The 16,760-nt window shown below is 67.9% G+C and carries 14 protein-coding genes; 8 read left to right on the forward strand and 6 right to left on the reverse strand.

The window, feature by feature from the left end; translation table 11 throughout:
* Positions 1-31 precede the first annotated feature (31 nt).
* Entirely contained in the window at positions 32-811 is a 780-nt protein-coding gene (locus D7006_RS17135; RefSeq protein ID WP_237353881.1) for a 3-hydroxybutyrate dehydrogenase, read from the reverse strand.
* 13 nt (positions 812-824) lie between these two features.
* Positions 825-1,733: a 3-hydroxyacyl-CoA dehydrogenase family protein gene (locus tag D7006_RS17140; protein WP_237353882.1), complete on the reverse strand. Its 909-nt coding sequence runs from the start codon at positions 1,731-1,733 to the stop codon at positions 825-827.
* Between the two features lie 300 nt (positions 1,734-2,033).
* Between D7006_RS17140 and D7006_RS17145 the strand changes: the two genes are divergently transcribed.
* Positions 2,034-3,422, forward strand: a complete 1,389-nt coding sequence (locus D7006_RS17145; protein WP_237353883.1) for a sigma-54-dependent Fis family transcriptional regulator — start codon at positions 2,034-2,036, stop codon at positions 3,420-3,422.
* A gap of 21 nt (positions 3,423-3,443) precedes the next feature.
* Here the strand turns inward: D7006_RS17145 and xth are convergent, their stop codons facing one another.
* The 3 genes from xth to D7006_RS17160 all read right to left on the reverse strand — a co-directional run bounded on the left by xth (position 3,444) and on the right by D7006_RS17160 (position 6,241).
* Positions 3,444-4,241 (reverse strand): exodeoxyribonuclease III, encoded by a 798-nt coding sequence (gene xth / locus D7006_RS17150; RefSeq protein ID WP_237353884.1) that lies wholly within the window; start codon positions 4,239-4,241, stop codon positions 3,444-3,446.
* Between the two features lie 193 nt (positions 4,242-4,434).
* Positions 4,435-5,211: an enoyl-CoA hydratase-related protein gene (locus tag D7006_RS17155; protein WP_169123075.1), complete on the reverse strand. Its 777-nt coding sequence runs from the start codon at positions 5,209-5,211 to the stop codon at positions 4,435-4,437.
* Positions 5,212-5,218: 7 nt separating this feature from the next.
* Positions 5,219-6,241 carry a zinc-binding dehydrogenase gene (locus tag D7006_RS17160; RefSeq protein ID WP_237353885.1) on the reverse strand — a complete coding sequence of 341 codons (1,023 nt, stop codon included), beginning with the start codon at positions 6,239-6,241 and terminating at the stop codon, positions 5,219-5,221.
* Between the two features lie 166 nt (positions 6,242-6,407).
* Between D7006_RS17160 and D7006_RS17165 the strand changes: the two genes are divergently transcribed.
* Positions 6,408-7,574, forward strand: coding sequence for an acyl-CoA dehydrogenase family protein (locus D7006_RS17165; protein WP_237353886.1), 1,167 nt, complete (start codon positions 6,408-6,410; stop codon positions 7,572-7,574).
* Here the strand turns inward: D7006_RS17165 and D7006_RS17170 are convergent.
* Complete coding sequence (locus tag D7006_RS17170; RefSeq protein ID WP_281809818.1) at positions 7,540-8,106, reverse strand: MarR family winged helix-turn-helix transcriptional regulator; 567 nt, start codon at positions 8,104-8,106, stop codon at positions 7,540-7,542. The genes D7006_RS17165 and D7006_RS17170 overlap by 35 nt on opposite strands.
* Before the next feature lie 209 nt (positions 8,107-8,315).
* On the opposite strand from D7006_RS17170, the gene D7006_RS17175 reads away from it, so the two are divergent.
* From D7006_RS17175 to D7006_RS17200, 6 genes are all read left to right on the forward strand, one after another.
* Complete coding sequence (locus D7006_RS17175) at positions 8,316-9,086, forward strand: SDR family NAD(P)-dependent oxidoreductase (protein ID WP_237353888.1); 771 nt, start codon at positions 8,316-8,318, stop codon at positions 9,084-9,086.
* Positions 9,087-9,095: 9 nt separating this feature from the next.
* The gene (badI, locus tag D7006_RS17180; RefSeq protein WP_237353889.1) at positions 9,096-9,878 is read left to right on the forward strand and encodes a 2-ketocyclohexanecarboxyl-CoA hydrolase; all 783 of its coding nucleotides are present in this window, start codon (positions 9,096-9,098) and stop codon (positions 9,876-9,878) included.
* A gap of 177 nt (positions 9,879-10,055) precedes the next feature.
* Entirely contained in the window at positions 10,056-11,228 is a 1,173-nt protein-coding gene (gene aliB, locus D7006_RS17185) for a cyclohexanecarboxyl-CoA dehydrogenase (protein WP_237353890.1), read from the forward strand.
* A gap of 22 nt (positions 11,229-11,250) precedes the next feature.
* The gene (aliA, locus tag D7006_RS17190; protein ID WP_237353891.1) at positions 11,251-12,909 is read left to right on the forward strand and encodes a cyclohexanecarboxylate-CoA ligase; all 1,659 of its coding nucleotides are present in this window, start codon (positions 11,251-11,253) and stop codon (positions 12,907-12,909) included.
* Between the two features lie 38 nt (positions 12,910-12,947).
* On the forward strand, positions 12,948-15,005 hold the full coding sequence (locus tag D7006_RS17195) for a 3-hydroxyacyl-CoA dehydrogenase NAD-binding domain-containing protein (protein ID WP_237353892.1): 2,058 nt from the start codon (positions 12,948-12,950) through the stop codon (positions 15,003-15,005).
* Positions 15,006-15,098: 93 nt separating this feature from the next.
* A complete protein-coding gene (locus D7006_RS17200; protein ID WP_237353893.1) occupies positions 15,099-16,751 on the forward strand; it encodes an electron transfer flavoprotein-ubiquinone oxidoreductase in 1,653 nt (550 codons plus the stop codon).
* The last annotated feature ends 9 nt before the right edge of the window (positions 16,752-16,760 follow it).

Below are 16,760 nucleotides of genomic sequence, written 5' to 3' on the forward strand. Positions count from 1 at the left end.
CACCTGCACGCGTCACGCGCCTTGCACGCCCTCAGCGGGCGACGTAGCCGCCATCCACCGCCAGCGTCGTGCCGGTGACGCCGGAGCCGGCCGGCGAGCACAGGAACACGACGGCCCCGGCGATCTCCTCCGCAGTCACCGGGCGGCGGATGGGCTGGTTCTGGAGGAACACCTCCTTCACCACGTCCTCGGGCGACAGGCCCGTGACCTTCGCCTGGTCGGCCACCTGCATCTCGATGATGGGCGTCATCACCATGCCCGGGCAGACGGCATTGCAGGTGACGCCGGTCTCCGCCACCTCGATGGCGATGGATTTGGTGAGCCCCACGAGGCCGTGCTTGGTGGCCACGTAGGCGGCCTTGTGCGGCGCTCCGACGAGCCCGAGCACGGAGGCGATGTTGACGATGCGGCCGAAGCGCCGCTCCGTCATGGAAGCGATGACCGCCTTGCTGGCGTGGAAGGCGGCGGAGAGGTTCACCGCGACGAGGCGGTCCCACTGCTCGTCCGGAAAATCCGCCAACGCCGAGACATGCTGGATACCGGCATTGTTCACGAGGATGTCCACCGGCCCCAGTTCCGCGCGCGCCGCCGCGACCAGCGCGCGGACCTCGGCCGGGCGGCTCACGTCGGCGCCGTTATAGGCGATATTCGTACCGGCGGCCGCGGCGAGATCGGCGCGGACAGCCTCGATCTCGCCCGCGTCGCCGAGACCGTTGAGCATCACGTTGCAGCCCTCCCCCGCCAGCGCCCGCGCGATGGCGAGGCCGATGCCGGAGGTGGAGCCGGTGACGATGGCGTTGCGGCCTTTCATGTCTTGGTCTCTCTCATGTGTCGTGAACGTCGAACCGGCACAGATGGTCCGCGAGGCGCGCGCGCACCGCCTGCGCCTCCGCCTCGGTCCAGTCCCGGAAGCCCCCGCCGGTCTTCATGCCGAGGCGGCCGGCGGCGACCAGCTCTTCCAGCAGCGGCAGGGGGCCGGGCGTGCGGTCGAGGTCGTGCAGGACATAGCGGTGGACCATCAGCGTCAGGTCCGTGCCGACAAGGTCGGCATTCTCCAGCGGCCCCAGCACCGAAAGGCGTCGGCCGAAGCTCTCCTTCACCACCTCATCCACGGTCGCGGCATCGCAGACGCCGGCCTGAACCAGCGCGATGGCCTCGCGCCACATGGCATGCTGCAGCCGGTTGCCGATGAAGCCCGGCACGTCCCGGCGCAAATGCACCGGTTTCTTTCCGATGCCTGCGAGAAGCGCCATCATGGCCTCGATCTCGGCGTCGCCGGTGCCCTCGGCCTGCACCACCTCCACGAGGGGGATCTGGTGCGGCGGGTTCCACCAGTGCGTGCCCATGGCCCGCCGCCGGTGGGCAAGGCCGGCCATGATCTGCGTGATGGGAATGACCGAGGTGTTGCTGGCCAGCAGCGCGGACGGTGGGGCGGCGGCCTCGATCTCGGCGAACACCCTCTTCTTCAGCTCAAGATCTTCCGGCACCGCCTCGATCACCACGTCGGCGCCGGCAACCGCTGCGGCGAGCGTGTCGACGGGCGTCACCCGGTCGGCGGCGGCCGGATCGCCACCCAGCTGCTTAAGGCTCTCGCGGATGCGGCCGGGAACGCCGGCGCGTCTCGCCGGATCCGCGTCGTGAATGGAAACAGCAAGTCCGGTGCCGGCAAAGGCCTGCGCGATGCCATGGCCCATCAGGCCGGCGCCAATGACGGCGATCCTCTTCGGCTGCATTTCGTCCCGATGTCTTGCGTGCCCGCCGTCAGGGGCGACCTGTTTTGCCTTTTCCCTGCGCAAGGCGCGTGCCAGCGGCGGAGGCGCCGTGCCGAACCAGCAGAATCAAGGGATTGCGCGGAAGGTCCGGCCAAGCTCGGTGCCGGATGTGTCCAGCATTCCGGACTGAGGCGCCTCGACCTTACCGAGACCCGTCCGCGAAGGGCTCGATTTGTGCATTGACAACGGCCGGCGCGCCTGCTGTCCAGATCACCGACACACTTGTCTAGAATTTGGACACCCATCCATCCGGATTGGCCCATGACCACCATCGCCGACGAACGCTTCGCCGCCGCCAGGGCGCTTCTGGGCATGGTGGAGGGCATGATCGACGGGGCGACCCTGGTCGATCGGGAGTCCCGCGTCGTCTGGTTCAGCGAGGGCCAGCTGGCGCTGCTGGGCAAGACGGACCTTGCCGAGCTCGTGGGGCAGGAAATCGAGCGCGTCATCCCCCATAGCCGGATGCGCGAGGTGGTGGAGACCGGCCATCCTCATCCCCTCGACATCATCCAGTATGGCGACCGCTGGCTGCTGGTGACGCGGCTTCCGCTGCGGGACGAGACCGGCGCGATCATCGGCGCCATCGCCTTCGCCCTCAAGGACAGCATTCCCTATCTGCGGCCCATCGCCGAGCGGCTACACCAGATGCAGTCGCGCCTCAGCCGGATGGAGCAGGCCTTCTCCGCCAAGCGGGCCGTGCGCTTCACCGCCGAGCATATCCTCGGCGCGAGCCCCGCCATGCGGCAGCTGGCGCGCCTGCTGCGCCGGGCCGGCGAGGTCGGGTCTGCCGTGCTGCTTCTCGGCGAGACCGGCACGGGCAAGGAAATGGCGGCGCATGCCATCCATGCCGCCTCAAAGCGCATGAGCCGGCCGTTCGTGGCCATCAACGTCGCGGCGGTGCCGGAAAACCTGCTGGAGGCGGAGTTCTTCGGCGTGGCGCCGGGCGCCTTCACCGGCGCGGCCCGCCAGCCGCGCCCCGGCAAGTTCCAGATCGCCCACGAGGGCACGCTGTTCCTCGATGAGATCGGCGACATGCCGCTGGCGCTACAGGCGAAGCTGCTGCGCACCCTGCAGGATGGGGAGGTGGAGCCCGTGGGCTCCAACCAGCCCTCGCGGGTGGACGTGCGGATCATCGCCGCCACCAGCCGCCCCCTCGCCGATATGGTGCGCGCGGGGACGTTCCGGCAGGATCTCTATTACCGGCTCAACGTGCTGCCCATCCACCTGCCGCCCTTGCGCGAGCGGGCGGGAGACGTGGAACTGCTCGCCACCCGCTTCAGCGAGCAGACCGCCGCCGCCTTCGGCGTCGCCGTGCGTCCGCTGACGGCGGCCGCCGTGGCGCGGCTGGAGCGCCATGACTGGCCGGGCAATGTGCGCGAGCTCGCCAACGTCATCGAGCAAATCTATGTGCGCAGCGACGGCGCGCGAATCGAGGCGAGCCACGTCGCGGACGTCCTCCCCGCCCCGCCCGAGGCCGCGACGGAAACCGCACCGAACCTCGACCTCGCGTCCGCCGTAGCCCGGATGGAGCGCACCATGATGGCCGATGCGCTGGCGCAGGCGGGCGGCAACAAGCGCGAGGCGGCCGCGCGCCTCGGCCTGTCGCGCAGCAGCCTCTACGCCAAGATCAGGCAATACGGGATGGGCTGAGGGGGAAGGCAGCCCCCGCCCCTATCGCCTGCCGGCCTTGGGCCCCGGCTCGGCAAGCTCGATCCACTCCGGCGCATGGTCGCTCGCTTTCTCCCACCCACGGACCGCCCGGTCCACGTCCGCTGCGGCGAGCCGCGGCGCGAGTTCCGGGCTCAAAAGGAAGTGGTCGATCCGCAGCCCGGCGTCGCGCCCCCAGGCATTCCGGAAATAGTCCCAGAAGGTGTAGATGCGCTCGTCCGGATGCAGCGCCCGCAGCGCATCCGTCCAGCCCTGGCCGACGAGCGCGTGGAACGCGCTCCGCACCTCCGGCCGAAACAGCGCATCCTCCTGCCACCGCGCGGGATTGTAGACGTCGAGGTCGGTCGGCATGACGTTGAAATCGCCGGCGAGGAGCACGGGCACCTTGAGGTCGAGGAGCCCCGCAGCGTAGGCGGTCAGGCGCCGGAACCACGCGAGCTTGTAATCGAATTTCGGGCCCGGCGCCGGATTGCCGTTGGGCAGGTAGAGACAGCCGACGAGGATGCCGTTCACCGCCGCCTCGATGTAGCGGCTCTGGGCATCGTCCGGGTCGCCCGGCAGGCCTCGGCGGGTCTCGATGGGGTCCGCCCCACGGCAGAGGATCGCGACGCCGTTCCAGCTCTTCTGGCCGTGCCAGATGGCGCCATATCCGGCCTTCTCGATGGCCCCGATGGGAAACCGTTCGTCGGGTGCCTTGAGCTCCTGAAGGCAGACCACATCCGGCGCGGCCTCGGCGAGCCAGCGCAGGAGAACCGGCAGCCGGCCGTTCACGCCGTTGACGTTGAAGGTCGCGATCTTCACGGCCGGGCACGAGCGGGCGTCATGTCCGCGCGCGTTCCCAGCGTTGCGTCGGCGGAACGGCGCGCACCGCTGCTGACCTCGAATAGCCTTCGCCTGTCCATCTGCCGTCTCCTCGAAGCACGGAGTATGAACGACGCAGGGCCGCTTTCGATGCAGGGATATTGCGCGGCGCAACCCGATGGGGCCGGGCCCGCTAGAGGCCGCGGAAGATCGGCTTGCGCTTCTCCGCGAAGGCATTCATGCCCTCGCGCCGGTCCTCCAGGGCGAAGGTGGCGTAGAGGAGCCGGCGCTCCACATAGAGCCCCTCCTGAAGATGCGTCTCGTAGGCCTGGTTCACGGCCTCCTTGGCGAGGCGCACCACCGGACCGGACGAGGCGGAAATCCGGGCCGCGATCGCGACGGCCTCGGCGACGTGGGTGCCCGCGGGCACGACGCGGCTGACGAGGCCCATGGCAAGCGCCTCCTGGGCGGAAAGTGCCCGACCGGTGAGGATCATGTCCATCGCCACGGCCTTGCCTACGATGCGGGTGAGCCGCTGGGTGCCGCCGGCGCCGGGGATGATGCCGATGGTGGTTTCCGGCAGAGCGAACCGCGCCGTCTCCGATGCGATGATGATGTCGCACATCAGGGCGACCTCGCAGCCGCCGCCGATGGCATGGCCCGAGACCGCCGCGATGGTGGGCTTGCGAACCCGCGAGAGCCCTTCCCAGGTGGCGGTGATGAGCTGCTCCTCGTAGACCTCGGCAAAGGTCTTGTCCTTGATTTCCTTGATGTCGGCGCCGGCCGCGAACGCCCGCTCCGAGCCGGTGACGACGATCGCGCCGATGGCGGGGTCGGCATCGAAGGCGGCTGCAGCCTGCGAAAGCTCGGCGGTGATCCGGCTGTTCAGCGCATTCAGCGCCTCCGGGCGGTTGAGGGTGATGATGCCAACGGCACCATCCGTGGCAGTGAGGATGCTCTCGTAGGTCATAAGTCGCTCACGAAATATGGATCAGGATCTTGCCGAGCCGCGCCGGCTCCTCGAGCCGTGCAAAGGCCGCGGGTACCTCGGCCAGCGGGAACACGCTGTCGATGGGCGGCGCGAGTCCGCCGCCGGCAAAGGCGAGCATGAGCCGCCGGAACTCCTCCATGGAGCCCATGGTGGAGCCGTGCACGGACAGCTGCCGCACGAACAGGCGCTGGATGTCGGCCGAGGGATGGCCCCCGGTGGTCGCGCCGCAGGTGACGAGATGACCGCCCCGGGCGAGAGACTTGAGCGAACTGCTCCAGGTGCGCTCACCCACATTGTCGATGACGAGGTCCGCCCCCTCGCCCCGCGTGAGAGCCTGCACCGCCTTGGGCACGTCCTCGGTGCGATAGTCGATGGTGGCGATGCCGAGATCGCGGAAATGGGCGATCTTGTCTTCGCCCGTGGTGGTGACGATGACGCGCGCCCCGGCCATGCGCGCCAGCTGCATGGCGGCATAGGAGACGCCGCCGCCGGCGCCCTGGATCAGCACGACGCTGCCGGGGCCCGCGGGCGCCTTGCCGAACACCATGCGCCACGCCGTGAGATAGGCGACGCCCAGCACCGCCGCCTGGTCCATGTCCACGTCATCAGGAAGCTTGACCAGGGCACGCGCCGGCAGCGCGACATACTCCGCGAAGGTGCCGTGACGATGCTCACCGAGGATGCGGGCGGAATGGCAGAGCGGCTGGTCGCCCGCGAGGCAGGACCGACAGGTGCCGCAAAACTCATAGGGGTAGAGAACCACCTTGTCGCCCGGCGAGAAGCCAGACCCGTCCGGGACTTCCACCACCTCGCCGGCGCCATCCACCCCCATGATGAGCGGCAGCTCATGGGTGATGCCCGCGCCGGAGTCGCGCATGTAGAGATCCACGCGATTGATGGAGGCCGCACGCATGCGCACCTTCGCCCATCCGCTCGGCACGGCAGGCTCGGGCATGTCTTGCAGCACGACGCCATCGACGCCGCGTTTCGTCAGAACAATGGCCTTCACGGCTTTTCCTCCCGAATTTCGGAAAATATATTGTCATACCTGCGCATCAGGCAAGACGCCGCGAGGCCAGCTACGAGGCCTCAAATCGGCATCAAACTCCACGCTTGCACGGTCCCCGCTGTCGATTATATATGCAAATATATTTCCATATAATGGGGAGGATGTCATGGCTCTGGATCCCGGGACCCTGTCCCAGCTCATCGGCACGATCCGCCGCTTCGTCGATGAGCGGCTGATCCCCGCCGAGACAGAGGTGGCCGAGAGCGACGCCATTCCGGACGAGATCGTTGCGGGGATGCGCGACCTCGGCCTGTTCGGCCTCACCGCGCCCGAGGACTATGGCGGCCTCGGCCTCACCATGGAGGAGGAGGTGCTCGCGGTGTTCGAGCTGGGCCGCGCCGCCCCCGCCTTCCGCTCCATGTTCGCCACCAATGTCGGCATCGGCATGCAGGGCATCGCCATCGACGGCACGCCCGAGCAGAAAGCAAAATATCTGCCCGGCCTCGCCTCCGGCGACATCATCGGCTCATTCGCCCTCACCGAGCCGGAGGTAGGGTCAGATGCGGGATCGGTGAGGACCACGGCGCGGCGCGAGGGCGACGCCTATGTGCTCAACGGCACCAAGCGCTTCATCACCAACGCCCCGCACGCCAGCCTGTTCACCGTCATGGCCCGCACCGACCCATCCCAGAAGGGCGCGGCCGGCGTATCGGCCTTCGCCGTGGAGCGCGGCACGCCGGGGCTTTCCACCGGCAAGGTGGAGAAGAAGATGGGCCAGCAGGGCGCCCATGTGTGCGACGTGATCTTCGAGGATTGCCGGGTGCCGGCCTCCGCGCTGATCGGCGGGGTCGAGGGGCAGGGCTTCAAGACCGCCATGAAGGTGCTCGACAAGGGCCGCCTGCATATCGCGGCCGCCTGCGTCGGCCTGTCCGAGCGCATCCTCGACGACATGCTCGCCTATGCGGTCGGGCGCCGGCAGTTCGGCCGGCCGCTGGCGGACTTCCAACTGCTTCAGGCCATGTTCGCCGATTCGAAGGCCGACGCCTACGCGGCCCGCTGCATGGTGCTGGATGCGGCCCGGAAGCGGGATGCGGGCGAGGATGTAAGCGTGGAAGCCTCCTGCGCCAAGATGTTCGCCTCCGAGGCGGTGGGCCGCATCGCCGACCGCAACGTGCAGGTCCATGGCGGCAACGGCTATATCCGCGAGTACCGGGCCGAGCAGCTCTATCGGGACGCGCGCCTGTTCCGGATCTACGAGGGCACGACCCAGATCCAGCAGATCATCATCGCCAAGGCCCTCACCGCCGAGGCGAGGGCACGCGCCGGACTCTAGGCGTCGGTGCGGGCGCGGCTGCCCGCACCTCCTCCTCGTGGCGGGCGGAGGCTTCCGGATCGAGGGCCTTGAAGTTGGTCAGCATCTTGTCGAGGTAGTGGATCATGTGGATCCGGTCCTCGGTGGAGAAGCCGGCGAGCGCCGCGTCGTAATAGTCCGCGATTACGGGACGCATGTTGGCGTCCCACAGGCTCCGCCCCTTGGGCGTCAGGCGAATGAGTCGCGAGCGGTTGTCGTTGGCGTCGACCGTGCGCTCCACATAGTCCATGGCCTCGAGCCGCTGCAGCACGCCGGCCAGATTCTGCCGCGTGACCAGCAGGAAGGCGGCGAGATCGCCCACGGCCACGCCCTCCGCGAAGGCCGGGCGGGTCAGCGCGCCGAGCACCGCCCATTGCTGGGTGGTGATCTCGTAGTCATCCAGGGCCCGGGTCCCTGTTTTGTGCAACATGTTGGCGCATTGATAGAGCCGGAAGAAGAGCCTGTTGCTCAAGCCCGGCGAAATGCCCCGCGAACCGCCGCCATCCTTCGTCATTCCTGCACTCTGACCGCGCCGCACCGCGCGGTCAAGGGACGCGCGTGCGGTGCAGTAATGGAAATATATTGACATAAAATCCGCGATGGCCGTAGTTTCATCGCACGGAGTTGGTTGCTGTTCCGGGACGCCTTAATCCCACGATATGACGCAATGTGGCGGTTATGAACGCTTCATCTCCGGATCGCGATTTGGGAAGGAATGCCATCGTGCGGGGTTTGAAAGGGAAAGTCGTTGTTGTAACTGGCGGTGGCGGCGGCATCGGGTCGGCGACCTGCCGGCGCTTTGCCGAGGATGGCGCGCGCGTCATCGTGGCGGATATCAGCGCCGCCGCGGCCGAGACGGTGGTGGAGGAGATCAAGGCCGGCGGGGGCGAGGCCATCGCCCTGGTGGTCGATCTCACGGACTACGCCGCCGTGGCCAAGGCGATCGCCACGGTGGAGGCCGACTTCGGCCCCATCGACGTCCTGGTCAACAATGCGGGCTGGGACCTGTTCGTCCCCTTCCTGAAGTCGGAACCCGACTTCTGGTCGAAGATCATCGATATCAACCTGCGCGCCGTGCTGAACATCACCAAGCCGGTACTGGCCTCCATGGTCGCACGCGGACAGGGCGGGCGCATCGTGTCCATCGGCTCGGACGCCGGGCGGGTCGGTTCGTCCGGCGAGGCGGTCTATGCCGCCTGCAAGGCCGGCGTGATCGCCTTCATGAAGACGCTGGCGCGGGAAAACGCCCGCCACGGCATCACCTTCAACACCGTCTGCCCCGGGGTGACCGAGACGGCGATGCTGGAAAGCTTCATGGAAGCGGCCGGCGACAAGGAAAAGCTGCGCACCGCCTTCACCCGCGCCGTCCCGCTCGGCCGCCTCGGCAAGCCCGAGGACCTGCCCGGCGCCATCCTGTTCCTGTCCAGCGACGACGCCGCCTTCATCACCGGCCAGGTGATTTCGGTCTCCGGCGGCCTGACCATGCACGGCTGAGGATCAATCATGAGCTATACGGATATCCTCTACGAAATCCGCGGCGGCGCCGCCTGGATCACCATCAACCGGCCGGACAAGTACAACGCCTTCCGCGGCCACACCGTGGACGAGCTGATCCACGCCTTCCAGACCGCCGGCTGGGATCGCAAGGTGGGCGTGATCGTGCTCACCGGAGCCGGCGACAAGGCCTTCTGCACCGGCGGCGACCAGTCGGCCCATGACGGGCAGTATGACGGGCGCGGCGTCATCGGCCTGCCCATCGACGAACTGCAGAGCCTCATCCGCGACGTGCCGAAGCCGGTCATCGCCCGCGTGAACGGCTTCGCCATCGGCGGCGGCAACGTGCTCGCCACCATCTGCGACCTTACCATTGCGTCCGACAAGGCCCAGTTCGGGCAGGTCGGCCCCAAGGTGGGCTCGGTGGATCCGGGCTTCGGCACCGCCTATCTCGCCCGCGTGGTGGGAGAGAAGAAGGCGCGGGAGATCTGGTACCTCAACAAGCGCTACAGCGCCGCCGAGGCGCTGGCCATGGGCCTCGTCAATACGGTCGTGCCGCACGAGGAGCTCGACGCTGAGGTGGACCGCTGGGTGGCCGAGCTGATGGAGCGCTCGCCCACGGCGCTCGCCCTCGCCAAGGTGTCCTTCAATGCCGACAGCGAGAGCATCCGCGGCATCTCCGCCCTCGGGATGCGGGCGCTGAGCCTCTATTACGACACCGACGAAAGCAAGGAAGGCGGCGTCGCCTTCCGTGAGAAGCGCAAGCCCGACTTCCGCAAGTTCGGCAAGTAGGGCGCCGTCTCCGTCGTCCGGTCCTGTCCCGCCAACGGGGCGCAAGGGACAGGACGGCGCCGCCATGTCGTCCGTCAGGGCGGCGGCATGGCGGACGCACGGCACACCGCGCCGCGCACGGCGGGGAAGCCCTCAGGCAGCAAGAAAAAGCACCCAGGAAACCAAGGCAGGCAAGCCATGACTCCCACGGCCTATCCAACGGTTTTCGACACCGAAGACCTCGTCGCCCTGCGCGATCTCGCCGCAAAATTCGCCGTCGACAAGCTCGCGCCCGGCTACAAGGCGCGCGAGCACACCGGCACGTTCGGCAAGGATCTGGTGCGCGAGATGGGCAGCCTCGGCCTGATCGCACCCGAGCTGCCCGAGGAATTCGGCGGCAGCGGCGCCGGCTCCATCTATTCCGGCGTCATCATCGAGGAGATCGCGCGGGGCGACTTCAACTTCGGCTATGTGAACGTCCTCGCATCGCTCAACGGCCAGATCCTCGCGAACTTCGCCAATCCGGAGATCAAGCGCCACTGGCTGCCGAAGCTGACCGCCGGCGAGATCCTGCTGGCCATCGCCCTGACCGAGCCGCGCGGCGGCTCCGACGCGGCCAATCTCGGCCTGCGGATGGAGCGCGACGGCGACCATTACGTCATCAACGGCGAGAAGACCTCCATATCGGCCGCCGACCAGGCCGCCGCCGCCGTCGTCTTCGCCCGCACCGGACGGCCCGAGGACAAGGCGCACGGCGTGTCCGCCATCTTCGTGCCCATGGACACTCCCGGCATCTCGACGACCCGCTTCACCGACCTCGGCCAGCACGCCATCGGCCGCGGCTCGATCTTCTTCGACAATGTGCGGGTGCCTGCCGATCACCTGCTCGGGGCGGAGAACAAGGGCTTCGTGCAGGTGATGCAGGGCTTCGACTTCTCCCGCTCGCTTATCGGCCTGCAATGCCTTGGAACGGCCCGCCAGTCCCTTGCCGAGGCGTGGGCCTATATCGGCGAGCGTCGCGCCTTCGGCAAGCCGCTGGCTTCCTTTCAGGGCATCACCCACCAGCTCGCCGATTTCGACACCCGCGTCGAGGGCGCCCGGCTGCTGAGCTACAACGCGCTGTGGCTGAAGGACAACGGCCTGCCGCACGTGGCGGAGGCGGCGATGGCCAAGTGGTGGCCGCCGCTCCTCGCCTATGAGGCGATCCATGCCTGCCTGCTGATCCACGGCCACGCCGCCTATTCCACCGAGCTGCCGTTCGAGCAGCGGCTGCGCGACGTGCTGGGCCTCCAGATCGGCGACGGCACCGCGCACATCATGAAGAACATCATCGCCCGCGAACGGGCGGGTCGGGTCGCGGTCAACGGCTGATCCGGAGACAGGGGAGGAAACCATGCAATTCGACGCCGTGCTCATCGCGCCCCGCCGCGCCCGGATGGAGGCCGAAGGCTTCTGGCAGGGCAAGACCCTGCTCGACTATTTCGAGATCTGCCTCGCCGAGAAGCCGGACGCCGTGGCCGTGCTCACCGTGCTGACCGGCACGGGCGCGCGGCGCGAGCTGACCTATGCCGAGCTCGACCGCCTCGCCTGGCGCGCCGCCGCAGGACTGCGCCGCCTCGGCCTCGGCAAGGACGATGTGCTGTCGTGCCAGCTGCCGAACGGCTGGGAATTCGTGGTGCTCTACATCGCCTGCCTCCGGCTGGGCATCGTCTTCAACCCGGTGATGCCCATCTTCCGCGAGCATGAGCTCTCCTTCATGCTCCGCCACGGCGAGACCAAGGTGTTCGCCGTTCCCCGCGCCTTCCGCGGCTTTGACCATGAGGCGATGGCGCACCGGCTGCAGGCGGACCTGCCCGAGCTGCGCCACCTCGTCGTGGCGGGCGGCGCGGGACCGGACGCATTCGAAGCCTCCCTCCTCGACCCCGCGTTGGACGCGGAGGTGCCCGCCATCCAGGAGATCAGCGCCCGGGACCGCAGCGACGCCAATGCGGTGTGCCAGCTCATCTACACCTCCGGCACCACCGGCGAGCCCAAGGGGGTGATGCACACCGCCAACACCATGTATTCCAACCTGATCGCCTATGCGGGACGGCTCGGGCTGGGCGATGCGGACGTGGTGCTGATGGCGTCTCCCATGGCCCACCAGACCGGCTTCATGTACGGCCTCCTGATGCCGTTCATGCTCAAGGCCCGCATGGTGCTGATGGACAGCTGGGACAAGGCGCTGGCGGCGCGGCTCATCGCGCAGGAGGGCGCCACCTTCACCATGGCCTCGACGCCCTTCCTCATGGACATCACCAACACGGTCGAGGAACTGGGCACCGATTCCTCCTCCCTCCGCATCTTCCTGTGCGCCGGCACCGCCATTCCCGGCGTGCTGGTGGAGCGGGCGCGGAAGGTTCTGGGCACCAAGATCATCTCCGCCTGGGGCATGACGGAAAACGGCGCGGTGACGGTCGTCTCCCCCTCCGACCCCGACGAGCGCTCCATCAACACCGATGGCTTCGTGCTGCCGGGCATGGAATTGCAGATCCGGGGCGCCGATGGCGCGGCGCTCCCGGTCGGTCAGGACGGCGCGCTGTTCGTGCGGGGCTGCTCCAATTTCGGCGGCTACCTCAAGCGGCCGCAGTGGAACGCTACCGATGCCGAGGGCTGGTTCGACACCGGCGACATCGCCCGCATTGACCAGAAGGGCTACATCCGCATCTGCGGGCGCACCAAGGACGTCATCATCCGCGGCGCCGAGAACCTGCCCGTGGTCGAGATCGAGTCCGTGCTCTACAAGCATCCGAGCATCCAGCAGGTGGCCATCGTCGCCTATCCCGACGAGCGCCTGGGCGAGCGGGCCTGCGCCTTCGTCGTGCCGAAGGCGGGCAAGACCTTCAGCTTCGAGGAGATGATCGCCTTCCTCGAAAGCCAGCACCTCGCCAAGCAATACTTTCCCGAGCGGATGGAAGTGCGCGAACAACTGCCCTCCACCGCCTCCGGCAAGATCCAGAAATTCGCCCTGCGCACCCTGCTGCGCGAGGAATACGAGCAGTCACGGCCGTGACTGCTCGTCATCGCCGTCTGGCGTCAGGTGAGACCGACATGAGCGGACCTGTTCATTTCGCCGTCGCCGACGGCATTGCGCGCGTCACCATCGACAATCCGCCGGTGAATGTGACGTCCCATGCGGTGCGGCAGGGGCTTGCCGCCGCGCTCGATGCTGCCGAGGCCACGGGGGTGAGCCGGGTGGTGCTGACAGGTGCCGGCAAGACCTTCATCGCCGGTGCCGACGCCAGGGAATTCGCCGCCGCACCCGTCGAACCGCATTTGCCGGATATTATCCGCCGCATCGAGACCTTCCCGGTTCCGGTGATCGCGGCCATCAATGGCGCTGCCCTCGGCGGGGGGCTGGAGATCGCGCTCGCCTGCCGGGCGCGCATCGCTGCGCCGGGCGCGACGCTTGGCCTGCCGGAGGTGACGCTCGGCATCGTCCCCGGCGCTGGCGGCACGCAGCGTCTGCCACGGCTCGTGGGCCTCGGGCCTGCGCTTTCGTTGATCAGCGAGGGCCGGATCATCCAGGCGCAGGAAGCGGAGACGATGGGACTGGTGGACGCCATCGCCACCGATCCAGTGGCGATGGCGTCCACCCTCCCGATCCCGGCGCGGCCGGCGACCGGCGTGCCCCCCGCGCCCCAGCCCGATGCGGATGCGATCAAAGCGGCGCGGCAGCAGGCGACCAAGCGCAGCCCCGGCCAGATCGCGCCGCTGAAGGCCATCGATCTCATCGAGGCCGCCGCCCGCCTGCCCCTCGACGAAGGGCTGGCGCTGGAGCGCGAGACCTTTCTCGGCCTGAAGACCTCCGATCAGGCGGCGGCCCTGCGCCATGTTTTCTTCGCCGAGCGGACCGCCATGGCACAGGGCAAAGCGGGCGGTCGGGACATCGCCTCTGCCGTCGTCGTGGGTGGCGGCAATATGGGTGCGGGCATCGCCTATGCGCTGGTCGGGCTCGGCATTTCCGTGGCACTGGTGGAAAACGATGCGGCCGGCGTCGAGCGGGCGCGGGCCAATGTGGCGCGGCTCTATGCGGATGCGGTCAAGCGGGGCAAGACCACGGCCGAGGCGGCCGCCGCCGAGCAGGTGACCCGCCTCTCGATCCATGATGGCTATGGCGCGCTGCCACCGGCGGACTTCGCCATTGAGGCGGTGTTCGAGGACATGGAGGCGAAGCGGCAGGTCTTCTCCGCGCTCGATCAGGCGCTACCGCAGAGCACCATCCTCGCCACCAACACCTCCTATCTCGATGTGAACCGGATCGCGGAGGGCCTGCGCCATCCGGAGCGCTTCCTCGGCCTCCACTTCTTCAGCCCGGCCCATGTGATGAAGCTCGTGGAGGTCATCCGGGCGCGGACCACCTCCGCCGAGACGCTGGCGACGGCCCTGCGCCTCGCCGCGCGGCTGAAGAAGATCCCGGTGCTGGCCAGCGTGTGCGACGGCTTCATCGGCAACCGCATCCTGACCCGCTATCGCCAGACCTGTGACATCATGCTGTTGGAAGGCGCGTTGCCGGCCCAGGTGGACCAGGCGCTGCGCGGTTTCGGCATGGCCATGGGGCCCTACGAGGTGCAGGACCTCTCGGGCCTCGACATCGCCTATGCCAACCGCAAAAGGCTCGGCTGGCGCACGAAGCAGGGCTTCCGCTACATCCCCATCGCCGACCGGATCGTCGAGGAGACCGGCCGGCTCGGCCGCAAGACGTCGGCGGGCTGGTACGACTATGAAGGCGGCAACGCGTCTCCCTCCGCGCAGATCGACACCATCGTCGTGGAGGAATCCAGGCGTGCCGGCATCACCCGCAGGAGCTTCCCGGATGAGGAGATTGTCGCCCGTGCCGTGACCGCCATGGTCGAGGAAGGCTTCCGCATTCTCGAGGAAGGCATCGCGGCACACCCGGCCGACATCGACCTCGTGATGATCCATGGCTACGCATTCCCGCGCTGGCGCGGCGGCCCCATGCACTATGCCGGCCATCTCGGCTTCCACGAGATCCTGCGCCGGATCGAGTCATTCGAAGCGCAGGACAAGCTATCCTGGAGCGTCCCCGACCTCCTGCGCCGCGCGGTGCGTGACGGGCTCGGCCCGGACGATCTGAAGCGCGCGTGACGCAGGCATAGCGCCCCGTCGCGATCGAACGCATCACCCGCCAGCCGAAGACTGGACCCGCCGCCGGCGGAACGATCTGCCTGAGAGGACGACATGACCGACATTCAAAGGGAGGCCATGGCCTATGACGTGGTCATCGTCGGCGCAGGCCCCGCCGGACTTTCCGCCGCGATCCGGCTGAAGCAGCTCGATCCCGACCTGTCCGTCGTGGTGCTGGAGAAGGGCTCCGAGGTGGGCGCGCACATTCTTTCCGGCGCCGTGCTCGACCCCTCCGGCCTCGATGCGCTCATCCCCGACTGGCGGGAGCGCGGCGTACCCATCACCGTGCCGGTGCGCGAGGACAACTTCCACTTCCTCACCGAGACCAGCGGCGTCCGCATCCCAAATTGGCCCATGCCGCGGCTCATGTCGAACCATGGTGCCTACATCGTCTCCATGGGCAATGTGTGCCGGTGGATGGCCGGGCAGGCCGAGGAGCTGGGCGTCGAAATCTTCCCCGGCATGGCCTGCTCGTCGCTCGTCTATGGCGATCAAGGCGAGGTGAAGGGCGTGGTGGCGGGCGAGTTCGGCCGCCTCGCCGACGGTACGCCCGGCCCGGCCTACGAACCGGGCATGGAACTCCACGGCAAGTATGTCCTGCTTGGCGAGGGCGTGCGCGGATCGCTGACGAAGGAGGTCATCTCCCGGTTCGACCTCGGCCGGGGGCACTGCCCGCAGAAGTTCGGCATCGGCATGAAGGAGATCTGGGAGATCGACCCCGCCAAGCACCGCGAAGGCACGGTCACCCACACCATGGGCTGGCCACTGGGCTCCAGCGCGGGCGGCGGGTCATTTATCTATCACATTGACAACAATCAGGTCTATGTCGGCTTCGTCGTCCACCTGAACTATGCCAATCCGTATCTTTCGCCCTACATGGAGTTCCAGCGCTTCAAGCATCATCCGATGGTCGCGGAGCTGCTGACGGGAGGAAAGCGTGTGGCCTACGGCGCCCGGGCAATCTCGGAAGGCGGGTGGCAATCCATCCCCACGCTGGTGGCGCCCGGCGTTGCGCTGCTTGGCTGCGCGGCCGGCCTCGTGAACGTGCCGCGCATCAAGGGCAATCACAATGCCATGCTCTCGGGCAAGGCGGCGGCCGAGGCGGCCCACGCCGCCATCTCTGACGGTCGCGCCGGCGATACGCTCACCGCCTATGAGGCGGAGGTCCGCACCGGCGCCATCGGCAAGGACCTGAAGAAGGTGCGCAACGTGAAGCCGCTTTGGTCGCGATACGGCCTCACCGCATCCCTGATGCTCGGGGGCCTCGACATGTGGACCAACGATCTTTTCGGAGCAAGCCTGCTGGGCACCCTGAAGCACGGCAAGAGCGATGCCGCATCAACCGGAGAGGCCAGGGATTTCGCGCCCATCGCCTATCCCAAACCGGATGGCATTCTCTCCTTCGACCGGCTGACCAACGTCGCGTTCAGCTTCACCAACCACGAGGAAAGCCAGCCGCCCCACCTGAAGCTCGCCGATCCCGCTTTGCCCGTGGCGGTCAATCTGCCGAGGTTCGCCGAGCCCGCCCAGCGTTATTGCCCTGCCGGGGTCTACGAGGTGGTGGAGGAAGTCGGCAGCGGCCCGCGCTTCGTGGTCAACTTCCAGAACTGCGTCCACTGCAAGACGTGCGATATCAAGGATCCCCTGCAGAACATCACCTGGACGACGCCGCAGGGCGGCGACGGGCCGAACTATCCCAACATGTGACGAGGGCCC

It is taken from the genome of Xanthobacter sp. YC-JY1, from assembly GCF_021730305.1.
GTDB classification, from domain to species: domain Bacteria; phylum Pseudomonadota; class Alphaproteobacteria; order Rhizobiales; family Xanthobacteraceae; genus Xanthobacter; species Xanthobacter flavus.